This window comes from Alteromonas lipotrueae (genome assembly GCF_019249255.1).
Classification (GTDB): domain Bacteria; phylum Pseudomonadota; class Gammaproteobacteria; order Enterobacterales; family Alteromonadaceae; genus Alteromonas; species Alteromonas lipotrueae.
Window position 1 is genome coordinate 1 of the sequence record NZ_JAESDJ010000028.1, and the last position, 15,294, is coordinate 15,294.

Annotated in this window: 23 protein-coding genes; all 23 read left to right on the forward strand. The window is 41.4% G+C overall.

The features are described from left to right. Positions 1-97 precede the first annotated feature (97 nt). The 23 genes from KYS23_RS20090 to KYS23_RS20195 all read left to right on the forward strand — a co-directional run bounded on the left by KYS23_RS20090 (position 98) and on the right by KYS23_RS20195 (position 15,124). Positions 98-703 (forward strand): hypothetical protein, encoded by a 606-nt coding sequence (locus KYS23_RS20090; RefSeq protein WP_218398134.1) that lies wholly within the window; start codon positions 98-100, stop codon positions 701-703. An 80-nt stretch (positions 704-783) separates the two neighbouring features. After that, positions 784-1,104: a hypothetical protein gene (locus KYS23_RS20095; protein ID WP_218419992.1), complete on the forward strand. Its 321-nt coding sequence runs from the start codon at positions 784-786 to the stop codon at positions 1,102-1,104. Positions 1,105-1,106: 2 nt separating this feature from the next. Beyond that, a complete protein-coding gene (locus KYS23_RS20100) occupies positions 1,107-1,256 on the forward strand; it encodes a hypothetical protein (RefSeq protein ID WP_218419994.1) in 150 nt (49 codons plus the stop codon). An 88-nt stretch (positions 1,257-1,344) separates the two neighbouring features. After that, entirely contained in the window at positions 1,345-1,647 is a 303-nt protein-coding gene (locus KYS23_RS20105; protein ID WP_218419996.1) for a hypothetical protein, read from the forward strand. Positions 1,648-3,992: 2,345 nt separating this feature from the next. Continuing rightward, positions 3,993-4,310 (forward strand): ribonuclease E inhibitor RraB, encoded by a 318-nt coding sequence (locus KYS23_RS20110; RefSeq protein ID WP_246604526.1) that lies wholly within the window; start codon positions 3,993-3,995, stop codon positions 4,308-4,310. A gap of 124 nt (positions 4,311-4,434) precedes the next feature. Then, entirely contained in the window at positions 4,435-4,743 is a 309-nt protein-coding gene (locus tag KYS23_RS20115; RefSeq protein WP_218420000.1) for a hypothetical protein, read from the forward strand. Positions 4,744-4,878: 135 nt separating this feature from the next. Then, entirely contained in the window at positions 4,879-5,301 is a 423-nt protein-coding gene (locus tag KYS23_RS20120) for a hypothetical protein (protein ID WP_020743521.1), read from the forward strand. 896 nt (positions 5,302-6,197) lie between these two features. Beyond that, positions 6,198-6,500, forward strand: coding sequence for a hypothetical protein (locus tag KYS23_RS20125; protein ID WP_141152180.1), 303 nt, complete (start codon positions 6,198-6,200; stop codon positions 6,498-6,500). 120 nt (positions 6,501-6,620) lie between these two features. Beyond that, the gene (locus tag KYS23_RS20130) at positions 6,621-6,884 is read left to right on the forward strand and encodes a hypothetical protein (protein WP_218396084.1); all 264 of its coding nucleotides are present in this window, start codon (positions 6,621-6,623) and stop codon (positions 6,882-6,884) included. Between the two features lie 132 nt (positions 6,885-7,016). After that, positions 7,017-7,385: a hypothetical protein gene (locus KYS23_RS20135; RefSeq protein ID WP_218420001.1), complete on the forward strand. Its 369-nt coding sequence runs from the start codon at positions 7,017-7,019 to the stop codon at positions 7,383-7,385. A gap of 114 nt (positions 7,386-7,499) precedes the next feature. Continuing rightward, complete coding sequence (locus KYS23_RS20140) at positions 7,500-7,790, forward strand: hypothetical protein (RefSeq protein ID WP_141152202.1); 291 nt, start codon at positions 7,500-7,502, stop codon at positions 7,788-7,790. 127 nt (positions 7,791-7,917) lie between these two features. Next, the gene (locus tag KYS23_RS20145) at positions 7,918-8,259 is read left to right on the forward strand and encodes a hypothetical protein (protein ID WP_218398317.1); all 342 of its coding nucleotides are present in this window, start codon (positions 7,918-7,920) and stop codon (positions 8,257-8,259) included. Positions 8,260-8,390: 131 nt separating this feature from the next. After that, positions 8,391-8,825, forward strand: a complete 435-nt coding sequence (locus tag KYS23_RS20150; RefSeq protein ID WP_126874065.1) for a hypothetical protein — start codon at positions 8,391-8,393, stop codon at positions 8,823-8,825. Between the two features lie 539 nt (positions 8,826-9,364). Further along, a complete protein-coding gene (locus KYS23_RS20155) occupies positions 9,365-10,099 on the forward strand; it encodes a hypothetical protein (RefSeq protein ID WP_126873382.1) in 735 nt (244 codons plus the stop codon). 122 nt (positions 10,100-10,221) lie between these two features. Further along, complete coding sequence (locus KYS23_RS20160) at positions 10,222-10,479, forward strand: hypothetical protein (RefSeq protein ID WP_218420003.1); 258 nt, start codon at positions 10,222-10,224, stop codon at positions 10,477-10,479. 154 nt (positions 10,480-10,633) lie between these two features. Further along, the gene (locus KYS23_RS20165) at positions 10,634-10,957 is read left to right on the forward strand and encodes a hypothetical protein (protein WP_218398585.1); all 324 of its coding nucleotides are present in this window, start codon (positions 10,634-10,636) and stop codon (positions 10,955-10,957) included. A 239-nt stretch (positions 10,958-11,196) separates the two neighbouring features. Then, the gene (locus KYS23_RS20170; protein ID WP_218419996.1) at positions 11,197-11,499 is read left to right on the forward strand and encodes a hypothetical protein; all 303 of its coding nucleotides are present in this window, start codon (positions 11,197-11,199) and stop codon (positions 11,497-11,499) included. A 118-nt stretch (positions 11,500-11,617) separates the two neighbouring features. Further along, a complete protein-coding gene (locus KYS23_RS20175; RefSeq protein ID WP_218420005.1) occupies positions 11,618-11,908 on the forward strand; it encodes a hypothetical protein in 291 nt (96 codons plus the stop codon). 2 nt (positions 11,909-11,910) lie between these two features. Further along, entirely contained in the window at positions 11,911-12,039 is a 129-nt protein-coding gene (locus tag KYS23_RS20875; RefSeq protein WP_274608574.1) for a hypothetical protein, read from the forward strand. Positions 12,040-12,462: 423 nt separating this feature from the next. Then, positions 12,463-12,774, forward strand: coding sequence for a hypothetical protein (locus tag KYS23_RS20180; RefSeq protein WP_218420007.1), 312 nt, complete (start codon positions 12,463-12,465; stop codon positions 12,772-12,774). 140 nt (positions 12,775-12,914) lie between these two features. Continuing rightward, positions 12,915-13,235 (forward strand): hypothetical protein, encoded by a 321-nt coding sequence (locus KYS23_RS20185; RefSeq protein ID WP_218420009.1) that lies wholly within the window; start codon positions 12,915-12,917, stop codon positions 13,233-13,235. Between the two features lie 112 nt (positions 13,236-13,347). Beyond that, the gene (locus tag KYS23_RS20190; RefSeq protein WP_218420011.1) at positions 13,348-13,674 is read left to right on the forward strand and encodes an antibiotic biosynthesis monooxygenase family protein; all 327 of its coding nucleotides are present in this window, start codon (positions 13,348-13,350) and stop codon (positions 13,672-13,674) included. 970 nt (positions 13,675-14,644) lie between these two features. After that, entirely contained in the window at positions 14,645-15,124 is a 480-nt protein-coding gene (locus KYS23_RS20195; protein WP_218420013.1) for a hypothetical protein, read from the forward strand. Positions 15,125-15,294: the final 170 nt, after the last annotated feature.

The following is a 15,294-nucleotide window of genomic DNA, read 5'->3' on the forward strand; positions in this document are numbered from 1 at the left end:
GACAAAATACAGTTGGCTTTTGCTCCTTCGTCGCTAAATTTTAGCCAACACTATTTTGCCTGTTAACAGGGCGTTATAAACCTTAAAAGGACGTATCGTGCAAAAATTAATAAAACTAACAATTGTCATTTTGATCCTCAGCTTTTTAGGTGGATGCGCTTCGACTTTAAAGCCAACTGAGCTGCAATCAGTCAAAACTGTTGGCATCATCAATCAATTTCCTGACACACCTAACTTTGTAACTATCGGAACCACAATATTTAATAATGAGTATGCTCAAGTAAATGAACCAAGTTTTTCTAAGCTTTTAACTGATTCTGTTATCAACAGGCTAAAAAATAAAGGATTCCTAGCTCAACTGATTGACGAGGCTCAACGGAAAAAGTATGACATGATCATTGAGCTTATTCCCCGTGATGTTTACGCAACTCCCGGTACGTATGGCTATGGAGTCAATCAGCGGTCGGCTTTTGGAAATGCGATGCAAGCAAACACTTATGTAGCATTGAATATTGCGCCTTATATTCACGGTAAGAAAAAATGTAGTGCTTGTTATCTACAAAAATTGATGCCTATTAACATTGAAAAATTACCAGCAACTTGGGATGAGCTATCAGACACTGATAAACAACATGTTTCTGAGGTACTAAGCAAGAACATAGAATCATCTATAAACGAAATATTAATGCAAGCAGGTTTATAACAAGGCCATTAAGTAACGGACACATAACAGTTGGCTGTGCTCGTTCCTCGCAATTTTAGCCAACTGTTATTTAGCCGCTTATGGCGACGTTAGGGGCTACAGGGAAAACTATGCCGTTAGTAATGTTTTTTATATTTTTGTTTCCCATGTTTGCTATTGTGTTGCTGTCATTACCATTGTTTTTATTGATAAAAAACAAAACCACTGGTGCATTACGTTGGTACGTCTTATCCGGTGTTACTGTGGCAAACTTTATTGCTTTACTATTTATTAAGCTCTTTAATTCATTGGGCGACAAACCTCTTGGATCTATTTCATTGGCTATTCTTGCTAGCTCAATTTACGGCTTAATGCTAGGAACTTTCTTTTGGTACATTGGGAAAAGACAAAAGGTTGGTTAAACATGCACGCACCTAACAAACCGGTCAAGCTCGCGCACTGTGTGCGCTGGGACAAATACTCGCTGGCGCCTTCGGCATTATCGCCAGCAAGTATTCGCCCCTTACCGGAAAGTTATGCATTAAAAGGAGTTTATATTGCACAAGGCAGTTAAAGTGTTCTTAATCGGTATGTTTATCGGCCCAATACTAGCCGAAACACTCGGATTCATATCTTCTTTTACAATGCTTATAAGTGTGGAAATGGGAAGAATTATTCGGTTATCCGCGTCTTATCTGGGTCCATTAAGCTCGATTTGGTTTTCCTTGGCATTGGTGATGGCGGTTTTAGAGACTAAGCCTATCCGGTATAAGGTTATGGTGTTTCCTGTTGCAGCTTTGTATGCACTGTCTACATCCTACATCTTTGTGGATTCAGATAGCGTTGCTGAAACATTATTGTTTAACATCAATTATCTTTGTGGACTTGCTAGTCTAACGATTGCGGGCTTCTTAATTCTTCATCACTTCAAAACTCAATATGAGGTCATTTCGAAGCATGCATAACAAAAAAATTAAGTTCGCCCGCTGCGCGGGCTGGGACGCAAACACGCAGGGCGGCTTCGCCATTATGCCCTACGTGCCTGCGCCCCTTATTTAAAAGTTATGTTTCAAGGAAGTTTTAATGAAGTTCACTAAATGGAAATCGCTTCGCTTAATCTGGTTTCCGTGGTTTCTTTTTCATCTTTGTGTCTACGTAAAGTACTCATTCTTCGTAGATTCGCCAGATTCGTTACAGTTTATTCGAAGTTCAATTACGACACTTGTATTGGTTGGTTGTATATTTTACTCAGTAGGGTTTAAGTGTTTTACCAGATTGTTTTGGCAATCTTTGTTCGTAATCGCTGTAATTGACGAACTGTTCGGGATGTACGAGTTAGATGAATTCAGTGTATTGAACTACCTAATCATATCTACCTTTTATTTGGTTCTTGCACTGTATGCATTCAAAAATAGAACAATTTGGTGGCAGTCTCAGGCAAATGAAACATAACAACCCAATCAACACACTCACTGCGTTCGCTGGGACGCATACACGCGGGGCGGCTTCGCCATTATGCCCCACATGCCTGCGCCCGTTATTGAAAAGTTAGAAGGCGTCAGCCTAAACTACGTTTGACTTGATACAAATATCAGTTCAACCGCCCTCACCTGTTGTTCCCAACATCGCCCTGGCTTTCGGTGGTTTTAACTTCGCCGCATTAACTTCAAAGGTCGCGCAATAGGCGCTTTATCGCCAAGTTCTTAATTCAATTTAGCAAGCGCCATTGCACTTGGTAGCTCAAATGGCAGCTTGCTTCAGTCAAATCACCTGCATCACTGCACTGTCGTTTTACTTGTTTGTGTTAATAATCAATCGTATGCTGACTTTAATAGTTTTTAAAAATGCCAAGGGAACAGGCTCTGCTTCTAACAAAGCGCTTAAGCCACTCCCTTCGGTCGCTGGGACGCCTATACGCGGGGCGGCTTCGCCATTATGCCCCACGTATCTGCGCCCCTTAGCTTAAAGTTAGCTGTCAGTAGGTAAACCATGACTCAAAAGTCTTTGCCAAGAAGGGCTTCAAAGTACGCCGTAATATCTTCTTCGATAATTATGCTTTTGGTTTTGTATGCAATACTAACCAGAGATGTTACAGGCTCAGTCATGGAAGTATTTCTCCGCTTAGTTGTAACAACTGTTGGTGTGTTTGGAGCAATGTGGTTAGTTTTTATCTTTTACCTATTCGCAAACCCAGATGCTGATAAACCTAGAGAAAAGGACTTATGATTAAAATGGACTTTATAAAGCGACACTCTCTTCGATTAACAATGTCAGCTAACAAGCCAATAAACTCACTCACTTCGTTCGCTGGGACGCATACACGCAGGGCGGCTTCGCCATTATGCCCTACGTGCCTGCGCCCGTTATTGAAAAGTTAGCTACCAGAGGGAAAATGGAAGTAATACCAAAATTATTCGCAAACAAATTCAGACAACATCAGCGGTACGCTATCTTTAAGTTGTTTGGATTACTAGTTGCTACAATGATCTGCTCAACTATTGCACAGGAAGCGTCAAAGTTTCTAGCCGAGGTTATATTCTTTGCAGGGTCTTCCGTTACTTTAATTTTCTTATTGGGCTTCGCTGCAGCCAAGCACTATGAAAATAGTGAAATCGTAAATACTACCAATCCAATATTACTTCAAATCTATGCAAGTAATTTTTACGTAAAACTACAAAACGTATGGCAGCCAATTTCTCGTGTCTTGTTTGTATCATTTTTTCATGTTTTTCTGTTGTTTGCCCTTTTCGTACTGCTTTTTCCTTTCTTCGCAAAAGTGTATGGTAGCTAACAAACAAATGTTAATCGGCCAACAAGTTGGCCTGGGACAAGTACTCGCTGGCTTCGCCAAGGCGCTCGCACTTGCCCCAAATTTGAAGCGTTATATGACAGGAGGTTTACTTGATAAAAAAAGGATTTAATTGGCTTCTACGCAGGCTTCCTTTCTACTCGTTGTTTTTTATATTCCCAGTACTAGGAATGATGAACTGCCAAGGATGGAATGAGGGCAGCATGACGTCAGAAACATGCTTAATAAACTCATCTCTCCTTCAAGCATATGCGGATTTTTACTACGCACTAATTCTTTTTTCTTCTTTTATGCTGCTCTTACCGCTGGTAGTTTATATTGTTATCGCAATTTGGCTTTCAGAAGTCTTTGGCCGCAAGCTAGCCGGTGAGTAATGTCATATAACAAGTCAATAAACGCACTCACTTCGTTCGCTGGGACGCATACACGTAGGGCCGCTTCGCTATTATGCCCTACGTGCCTGCGCCCGTTATTGAAAAGTTATGTGCCAAGGAGGCTATATTGAATTTTCCAGATGATGCAGATGGTGACGTTTTAAGAAGACTCGATGAATCTGGATTCGATTTTTCTAAGCCAACAACGATAGATTTCAATATCGACTTTGTGTCCTGGCCTCCTCATCCGGATGCAATTTCAAAGCTTAAAGAATTCTCTGGTGCAGTTGAAATTTACGAGCCTGACGAGGAATATAGCGGTTATGTCTTATTTAACATCCACCAAATTCTCTCTTATGAGTTGGTAATAGAAACTCAGGAAAATGTTACTTCTCTCATGGCCGAGTATGGCGGCGTTTGCGAATCTTGGGGTGTTTTGAGCTAATGGCACATAACAAAAAAATTAAGTCACTCACTTCGTTCGCTGGGACGCATACACGTGGGCTGCTTCGCATTATAGCCCACGCGCCTGCGCCCCTTATTTAAAAGTTATACGTTAAGGAAAGCTCGTGCGTTTAATCTTATTATTACTTGCAGCTACTTCATTTTGCACATTTGCAAATGAGGAAATTACAATTCATGTAAAAGAGTCAACTTACTCTGTTGGAAACTCAGTGGAAGTATTAACTAATATCGAATTAGAAGATCAACTAGGAGAGTTAAACTTTTCTGCAGTAACGCTAGATGTGGACTATTGTGCAGAGCCGCTCACTATAGCTAATGCCTATTTAGCTATTGCTAATAGCAAACCATCAGTAACAGATATTAAGCTAAAGTTAAGTGGCAGCCATGAGGAAAGTAAGTGTAACAACGTATAACAAACAACTGTTGCCACTCACTGCGTTCGCTGGGACAAAAATACGTAGGCTCCCGTCGCTTCGCTCCATATTTTAGCCTACGTACTTTTGCCCCAAAGTTGGGTGTTATGTGCAGGTTTAATTTATGAGGGTTAAATGGATTATTTCTCTTCATGCTCATGCGAAGCTGTTCGCGTAAAACTATCACTTCCTAAGTCAATCGAAAGCTATCAACCTAGAGAATGTGACTGCGACTTTTGTAAGCATCATAGTCTTGCGTACATATCAGATCCGCTTGGAAAGTTAAGCGTTAACTCAAGTGCCTCAGTCAATTTTTTAAAGCAAGGTTCAGAACAAGCCTCCTTTATTCAATGTTCTAGATGCAACCAAGTCGTGGCGGTTTTTTACGATGCAGAAAAAGTTAAAAAAGGTGCTGTATCCGCTACTCTATTTGCCAATCGTCATTCTTTCAATGAATATCAAACCACTTCACCTAAATTGTTGAGTTCGGCAGATAGACGTGAGCGTTGGGGTAATTTATGGTTAACTGTGGTTTTAGAAATAAGCGAAAACACATAACAAAAAAATCAAGTTCGCCCGCTGCGCGGGCTGGGACGCAAACATGCGGGGCGGCTTCGCCATTATGCCCCACACGTCTGCGCCCCTTATTTAAAAGTTAGAAGGCGTCAGCCTAAACTACGTTTGGCTTAATAAAAATACCAGTTCAACCGCCCTCACCTGTTGTTTCAAAAATCGCACTGGCTTTAGGCGGTTTTAACTTCGCCGCATTAAATCCAAAGGTTGCGCAATAGGCGCCTCATCGGCTGGTTTTTATTTTAAGTCAGCAAGCGCCATTGCACTTGGTAGTTCAAATGGCAGCTTGCTTCAGTCAAATCAAAACCATCTCTGCTCTGGCATTTTGCTTGTTTGCTTTAACAATCAATCGTATGCTGGCTTTATTAGTTTTTAATAAGGCCAAAGGTGCAGGCTCTGCTTCTAACAAAGCGCTTAAGCCACTCCCTTCGGTCGCTGGGACGCCTATACGCGGGGCGGCTTCGCCATTATGCCCCACGTATCTGCGCCCCTTAGCTTAAAGTTATGTGCTTTGGTAGTAAAAAAGGATTTTAGATATGGAAGAAACACTTAACTCACTCACCAATCTTGTACTTACTATAAGCCTAATAGCCGTAGTCTCAGTATTTGTAGGCCATGTTTTTGTTAGTAAGGCTCTGCTGGCCAGAGGTAAATCGCATTCGAGTAGCAAGATTATTGGTAGCTCTGTAAGTGTATTGCTTTTATTAGTTTTTTCTTTCTTTTTCGTAATACCTAAGTAACTATTAAGTTGCGTCAGCACATAACAAAAAAATCAAGTTCGCCCGCTGCGCGGGCTGGGACGCAAACACGCAGGGCGGCTTCGCCATTATGCCCTACGTGCCTGCGCTCCTTATTTAAAAGTTATAAGCCAAGAGGTTTTAATGGAATTTAAAGACCTACCACTACATGATGGATTAGTAAAAAACATTTCAATAAATTGGTCTGGTAAGTCAGCTGAGATTTTCTTAGATTGCTTCTTAATGACAAACCAAAGTGCTCAGCCATGTTTATTAACGTTTTCCGGCATTTCCTCAATTAACGTACCAATGGCTGCACCTTGGGGTGAATCTAACTCTATTAATGTGGCAAGGGTTCAAGACAACATTTTTCAAATTGAATTACAAAGTGGTGACACATTGCAACTTGAGGCAACAACTTTTGGCTTCGAAACAATTGGCTTATAACAACTCAATTAACTCGCTCACTCCGTTCGCTGGGACGCATACACGCGGGGCGGCTTCGCCATTATGCCCCACATGTCTGCGCCCGTTATTGAAAAGTTATAAGCCAAAGGAATTGATGAGATGGGCTCTCTTTTTATGATATACGCTGCACTAGCAATTTACATTGCAATAAGCCTAGCCGTATCAGTTTTCTTGGCGAAAAGGGATGACTTAGATAATGTGCAAAAAATTGCGCAAATCTTTCTTGTATGGTTAATTCCCTATATAGCTGCAATTGCTCTTTGGCAATTTCACAAAAGCCAAGATCTCCCAATTAAAAAGCATTCTGAGTTTGGAGGTGGCCCCAGAGATAGCAGTGGTGCCGGCTCGGATGGTAATCATTAGCAATGGCTTATAACAAACCAATTAACGCACTCACTTCGTTCGCTGGGACGCATACACGCGGGGCGGCTTCGCCATTATGCCCCACATGTCTGCGCCCGTTATTGGAAAGTTATGTTTTTTTAAGGATGTTTTATGAAGTGTTTCTCTCATCAAGAGTCCGAAGCAGTTGGACTTTGTAAATACTGCCACAAAGGTGTTTGCAGTCTTTGTGCTGCTGAAGTCAATGGTTCTATTGCTTGCGCTGATACTTGCCAAGAAAAGGTTGCCGCTGTTGATTCAATGGTTAATAAAAGTTTAGTAACTGTAGAAGCTCAAAGTAAAAATAGAATGTTCATGCCTGCATTCTTTTTAGTTGCGGGGCTTGCCATTGTCATAGTTTCTTATATCAAAACCGGAGGTTTGGGGCTTTCGTCCATAATGGGTGGTGTATTTATCGTGTTTGGTATTGTATTGCTGCTAATTAATCAAAAGTGGGTTAAGGATATGCAATCAAAAACATAACAAACCATTCAACCGGACCCATACTCGCTGGCTGGCGCTCGTTCCTCGCAAGTATAGCCAGCAAGTCTGTGCCGTTTAATAGGGGCGTTATGTGCCACTTAGAATAAGAAACCTATGACTAGAATTTTTCATACTCAACTTAGCTTAAAGTCACTTATCAAAATATCTGCAACCATTAACTTTATAGGTGGATTAGTATTTGGAGTTCTCATTTTTATTATTGCGCTTTTCGGAGAACCGACCATAGTCGATTTAATTTCAGTGGTAGCAACACCGGCAGTTTCGGTTGTAAATGGCGTTATGATGGCCTTAGTAGCGTATCCATTTTATAAACGGTGGTGTGCAAAAATTAAAGGTCAGAAAGTTAGTGGTTTTTTCGTGGAAGTATCAAGCGATGGCACATAACAAAAAAATCAAGTCACTCACTTCGTTCGCTGGGACGCAAACACGCAGGGCGGCTGCGCCATTATGCCCTACGCGCCTGCGCCCCTTATTTAAAAGTTATGTGCTGGTTTAAATAAAAGGAAGTTTCATGGCAAATTTTTATGATTCATTTCAAGATTTCAAATTCGGTAGAAATGATGCTGACACTTCTCAAGCCAAATACCGCTCAGAAGGAAATGAGTCACACCTCAAGGTTTTAGAGGACAAGATTGATTCCTTATATTTATTGAATCTTGCTGCATTAGAGTTATTAAATGAACTAGGTGTTAGCAAAGAGAAAATTGAGTCAAAAATAGAAGAGATTGACTTAAGGGATGGCAAGGCAGACGGAAAAGTCAGTGCTCCTACTAATTGCCCAGATTGCGGTCACCGAATTAGTAAAAAGAGAACGCATTGCTTTTTCTGTGGCTCTAAAGTTAATTCTTTTTAAATGTATAGGGTTGCACATAACAACACGCTTAAGTCACTCCCTTCGGTCGCTGGGACACATACGCGGGGCCGCTTCGCGATTATAACCCCGCGTATGTGCCCCTTAGCTTAAAGTTATATTGCAGGAGTAACATGGAAAGTCAGCTCGTAGTTTCATCAATATGGGAAGATGAATCTTTATTTGAAATCTCTATATTCGGTAGTAATGGGCAGTTCTCTGGCCAAGCAGATTGCTATACAAATAGAGAGGAGATTGAGCATCTGGGAAGACTTCTTGAGAAGTTTCCTCGAACCACAAAAGATGAGCTCGAGTTCAAAAGCCGTTCCACCCCTGATCTTTCTTATTTTTCCATTCATGCTTTCTGTACAGACAGTTCTGGCCATACAATGTTTGCTGTTACTATTGCTCACATCGAATCTTTCACTAATGTCAGAAACGAAAGCTATAAAGTTAACTTTGATATGAAAGTCGAGCCTCAAGCAATTTGTAACTTTGGTATACAGCTTCAGCGCATAGCGGTTAACCCTCTTGGTAAAACAAAGGCTGTATTGAAAAATGCAATATAACAAAAAAATTAAGTACGCCCGCTGCGCGGGCTGGGACGCAAACACGCTGGGCGGCTTCGCCATTATGCCCTACGTGCCTGCGCCCCTTATTTAAAAGTTAGAAGGCGTCAGCCTAAACTACGTTTGACTTGATACAAATATCAGTTCAACCGCCCTCACCTGTTGTTCCCAACATCGCCCTGGCTTTCGGTGGTTTTAACTTCGCCGCATTAACTTCAAAGGTCGCGCAATAGGCGCTTTATCGCCAAGTTCTTAATTCAATTTAGCAAGCGCCATTGCACTTGGTAGCTCAAATGGCAGCTTGCTTCAGTCAAATCACCTGCATCACTGCACTGTCGTTTTACTTGTTTGTGTTAATAATCAATCGTATGCTGACTTTAATAGTTTTTAAAAATGCCAAGGGAACAGGCTCTGCTTCTAACAAAGCGCTTAAGCCACTCCCTTCGGTCGCTGGGACGCCTATACGCGGGGCGGCTTCGCCATTATGCCCCACGTATCTGCGCCCCTTAGCTTAAAGTTATGTTTCGAGTGGATGCCAGATGAAATTTCTCTTTATATTTGTTCTTTTAGGGAGTGTAGCCTGCACGTCGTTGGATGCTGAAAAAAATGATGTGGAAAGCAATTTCTTTGTAGGCATCCAAAATGACGTTTTAGTATATGAAGGGTCGATAACCAAGTCTTCGAACTTAGCGATTTTTCAAGCATTAAAAAAATCGAAGGAAAAGCCAAAAAGACTTATTATTTCAAGTCCAGGCGGAGAAATTGGTGCAGGGATGGATCTCGGTGAGTGGATACACAGCAATAAGCTAAATATAGAAATAAAAAATCTCTGCTTATCGTCGTGTGCAAACTATGTTTTACCCGCAGCTAATATTAAATACTTACATAAAGACACAATTTTAATGTGGCACGGAAGTGCTTGGCAGAAACAGTGGGATACCACAAATTCTGACGAATCATTTTATTCTAGCTATCTACCCAAAATGAGAAAAAGAGAAGCTGCCTTTTATCGTAGAATAGGAGTCGATAATCTTATTACTGTGTACGGACATAATGAAATGACCATATGGGATAAATTAAGATCTCTTTTTGGCAATGATTTAATAGGGTGGGATTACAGCTTAGATGATTTAGAGCGATTTGGTATATCGAAAATTATTCTCATAGACAATCATTGGAATTGGCGCGAGTATCAGCCTAAAGCTCGCAATGCGATAAAACGGATTACATTAAAAAAGAATTATTCGTTTATGCTTCATAGGTTTGAAACATAACAAAAAAATTAAGTTCGCCCGCTGCGCGGGCTGGGACGCAAACACGCAGGGCGGCTTCGCCATTATGCCCTACGTGCCTGTGCCCCTTATTTAAAAGTTATGTGTCAGGAGGACATCATAGAATGTCTGATCTTGTAATTATCTTTATTGGAGCGGCTGCCATTCTAAACGTTTGTGTCTCAATTTTTGTTGCTAGCAGAAATGATCTAGAGACTTTTCAAAAGGTGGCTCAAATAGTTATTGTATGGTTAATCCCATTACTAGCTGCTATTGGAATTTACCTACTCAACAAAGATAGCGACGAAGTCAAAGGGAAGCTAAGTAACTTTAAAAACTTCGGTAAAGATGACAGAGGTTGCACCAATCACCTTGATCCTTAATATAAAACAACAAGGAAGTATTAGCATGGCACATAACAAACGTTTTAAGTCGCCAGCTGGCGCTGGCTGGGACACAAACAGATGGGCTGCTTCGCATTATTGCCCATCTGTTTGTGCCCCTTAAACGGAAGTTAGCCACTAAAAAGGATTTTCCATGGGTACAGGTTTTCTAATTCTTTTAATATCCTGCTTAAGCGGCTTTATATATTTAATCATTGGCTATCTGCTTACCTTTAAGCAAAAAGCGGATGTACTTAACGGTATCGACTTTTCTAAAATTGCCGACCTACCTGCTTTCTGCAAATACGTAGGCAATAGCTTTTTATTATCTGGTGTAGTACAAATCTTAGTTGGGCTGTTGGCTTACTTTGCTTATTTTAACCTTTTGCTGTTCGTAGCTATTTATGTTTTCTTCTCGACATTGCCCATTGTTAATGTCGTCAGAGCTATGCGCAAATTTCAAAAAAGTACTTCGTAAGTAAAACGCGGCTAACAAGCCAATCAACACACTCACTGCGTTCGCTGGGACGCATACACGCGGGGCGGCTTCGCCATTATGCCCCACGTGCCTGCGCCCGTTATTGGAAAGTTATGCATTAAAAGGAGTTTATATTGCACAAGGCAGTTAAAGTGTTCTTAATCGGTATGTTTATCGGCCCAATACTAGCCGAAACACTCGGATTCATATCTTCTTTTACAATGCTTATAAGTGTGGAAATGGGAAGAATTATTCGGTTATCCGCGTCTTATCTGGGTCCATTAAGCTCGATTTGGTTTTCCTTGGCATTGGTGATGGCGGTTTTAGAGACTAAGCCTATCCGGTATAAGGTTATGGTGTTTCCTGTTGCAGCTTTGTATGCACTGTCTACATCCTACATCTTTGTGGATTCAGATAGCGTTGCTGAAACATTATTGTTTAACATCAATTATCTTTGTGGACTTGCTAGTCTAACGATTGCGGGCTTCTTAATTCTTCATCACTTCAAAACTCAATATGAGGTCATTTCGAAGCATGCATAACAAAAAAATTAAGTTCGCCCGCTGCGCGGGCTGGGACGCAAACACGCAGGGCGGCTTCGCCATTATGCCCTACGTGCCTGCGCCCCTTATTTAAAAGTTAGGGGCTACAGGGAAAACTATGCCGTTAGTAATGTTTTTTATATTTTTGTTTCCCATGTTTGCTATTGTGTTGCTGTCATTACCATTGTTTTTATTGATAAAAAACAAAACCACTGGTGCATTACGTTGGTACGTCTTATCCGGTGTTACTGTGGCAAACTTTATTGCTTTACTATTTATTAAGCTCTTTAATTCATTGGGCGACAAACCTCTTGGATCTATTTCATTGGCTATTCTTGCTAGCTCAATTTACGGCTTAATGCTAGGAACTTTCTTTTGGTACATTGGGAAAAGACAAAAGGTTGGTTAAACATGCACGCACCTAACAAACCGGTCAAGCTCGCGCACTGTGTGCGCTGGGACAAATACTCGCTGGCGCCTTCGGCATTATCGCCAGCAAGTATTCGCCCCTTACCGGAAAGTTATAAGGCGTCAGCCTAATCTTCGTTTGGCTTTATAAAAATCCCAGTGCAACTGCCCTCTCCTGTTTTCATTAGCATCGCTCTGGCTTGTGGTAGGTTTAAATCCGCCGCTCATAACTCAAAGGTGGTGTAATAGGCGCTTTATCGCCAAGTTATTAGTTGAACCTCGCAAGCGCCATTACACTCAATAGCTCAGATGGCGGCTAGCTTCAGTCAAATCAAAAACATTTGTGCACAGTCGTTTTGCTTGTTTGTGTTAACAATCAATCGTATGCTGGCTTCAACAGTTTTTAAAAAGACCAAAGGAACTGGCTTTGCTTATAACAAGGCGCTTAAGACCACTCCCTTCGGTCGCTCGGACGCATTTACGCGGGGCGGCTTCGCCATTATGCCCCACGCAACTGCGCCGCTTAGCTTAATGTTATAAGACAAAGGAAACTCAGTGAACAAGGTTGTTATCAGTATCCTTTCAATATTACTCCTGCTAACCAACGTGTTTTGGTTGTATCGGAGTTTGGATAACGGTGTCTCTTTAACTTACATGGAAGCAAGCCTAGAAACCCAAACTAAAATATCGGAGCAACTGTTCGTTCTAACAAATGCGCAGCTCATAGGTAAAAGCGTCAACGAAGTTGATAATATTGTTCCACTGGATATTTATGGCTCTCGACCATTCATAAAAGATGATTGCTTATATTATGGTAGCGTATGCCTAATCGTTGGCACCAATGGCACTATTCAGGGTTTTAAGTAACATGTCTTATAACAAAAAAATTAAGCTCGCCCGCTGCGCGGGCTGGGACGCAAACACGCAGGGCGGCTTCGCCATTATGCCCTACGTGCCTGCGCCCCTTATTTAAAAGTTATGTTTTTAATTTCAAAAGGATACATATGATGAAATATTTGTTATTACTACTTGTTGCCTTGCTCACTTTTCAAGCAAATGCAGCATCTGATAGTTCAGGGAAGGTTAAAGAGGTTTATTCCAACCAAGAAGGAGCATTGGCTCTTAAACTAGATAGCCCGTTTAGTGAAGGCGCCGTCCAAGAGTGTCCGCAATACAACGGATTTGCCGGTGTAGCGCCTACCGCCGATCCTATTTTGAAGTCGATGTTGCTAGCTGCATTTAGCACTCAAAAAAGAGTGAAACTTGTCATCAATGGTTGCAACGGCAATTGGCTAAATATTCAATCCATATTCGTATATGAAAATTAATTACAGACATGGTTCTAGCTTTTTTAGCATAAACCTAACAAGAAAATAATGGCAGGGACGCAGACAAGCTGCGCCCCATATTTAATAAGTTATACATCAAGGAGGACACTTTATGTTTATCGTAATGTTTGAATTTGTAGTCAAGGATGGCTGTAAAGACCAATTTCTAGCCGCTTGGCCAAAAGTCACACAGGGCATTTACCTTTTCAAAGGTAGCCTGGGTTCACGGCTACATCGCGACAAAAATGGTGCTTTCATTGCCTATGCACAGTGGCCTAACGAAGAAACGTACCGTAAAGCATCAAATATAAAAATGAGTGAAAACTACGAAAAACAACGACAGTTGATGCATGAAAGTCTTAATTTAGAATCCACCAGAACGATCCATGAAATGGAGGTGGAGATCGATTACTTACACCGTAGACGCTTTGATGTATAACAAAAAAATTAAGCTCGCCCGCTGCGCGGGCTGGGACGCAAACACGCAGGGCGGCTTCGCCATTATGCCCTACGTGCCTGCGCCCCTTATTTAAAAATTAGAAGGCGTCAGCCTAAACTGCGTTTCGCTTAATACAAATAACAGTTCAACCGCCCTCACCTGCTGTTTCAAAAATCGCTCTGGCTTTTGGTGGTTTTAACTTCGCTGCATTAACTTCAAAGGTCGCGCAATAGGCACTTTATCGCCAAGTTCTTATTTTTAGTCAGCAAGCGCCATTGCACCTGGTAGCTCAAATGGCAGCTTACTTCAGTCAAATCAAAAACATCACCGCGCTGTCGTTTTACTTGTTTGTGTTAATAATCAATCGTATGCTGACTTTATTAGTTTTTAAAAAGGCCAAGGGAACAGGCTCTGCTTCTAACAAAGCGCTTAAGTCACTCCCTTCGGTCGCTGGGACGCCTATACGCAGGGCGGCTTCGCCATTATGCCCCACGTATCTGCGCCCCTTAGCTTAAAGTTATGTTTCAAGGAAGTTTTAATGAAGTTCACTAAATGGAAATCGCTTCGCTTAATCTGGTTTCCGTGGTTTCTTTTTCATCTTTGTGTCTACGTAAAGTACTCATTCTTCGTAGATTCGCCAGATTCGTTACAGTTTATTCGAAGTTCAATTACGACACTTGTATTGGTTGGTTGTATATTTTACTCAGTAGGGTTTAAGTGTTTTACCAGATTGTTTTGGCAATCTTTGTTCGTAATCGCTGTAATTGACGAACTGTTCGGGATGTACGAGTTAGATGAATTCAGTGTATTGAACTACCTAATCATATCTACCTTTTATTTGGTTCTTGCACTGTATGCATTCAAAAATAGAACAATTTGGTGGCAGTCTCAGGCAAATGAAACATAACAACCCAATCAACACACTCACTGCGTTCGCTGGGACGCATACACGCGGGGCGGCTTCGCCATTATGCCCCACATGCCTGCGCCCGTTATTGAAAAGTTAGCTTTCATCATGTTTGCCATCTTAATTATTTCAACGTTGTTACTATTGTTTAGCTATTTAAGCTATAGAGAAAATACTCACCCACTTTGGAGCGAGTATGTCGCTGCAAGTGAAAATATACCCAAACCACACGGTAAGCCCAACTCAATAGAAATGGTCTTTTTTTGGAAAAATTGCTCTTCTTATAAATATTCGACCGAGAAAGACTATTGGAACTCCATGGCTATACACTGCTTCAAAGAAGGCTTACTGGTAAAACGTTCATTTTTCCTTTTTTGGCGTAAACCAATTTTCATAAGTTGGTCCAGAATTGAAGAAAAACACAACTTTAGAGAGTGGATAGCTAAAAGGCGGGCCCTGCAAATCAAGAATACTTCCCTTTATTTCAGCATCACAGAAAGCGCTTATCAACAGCGCGGTAAAATGGTAAAAGATGAAAGCTAACAAAACGCTCAAGCCGTTCCCTACGGTCACTGGGACGCTTACACGCGGGGCGGCTTCGCCATTATGCCCCACGTGCCAGCGCCCCTTAGCTTAAAGTTAGTTACCAAAGGGAATTTTAGCTATCAAGGAATGTAGTAAACCTGTTCACCAAACTCCGACCGTATACGCTA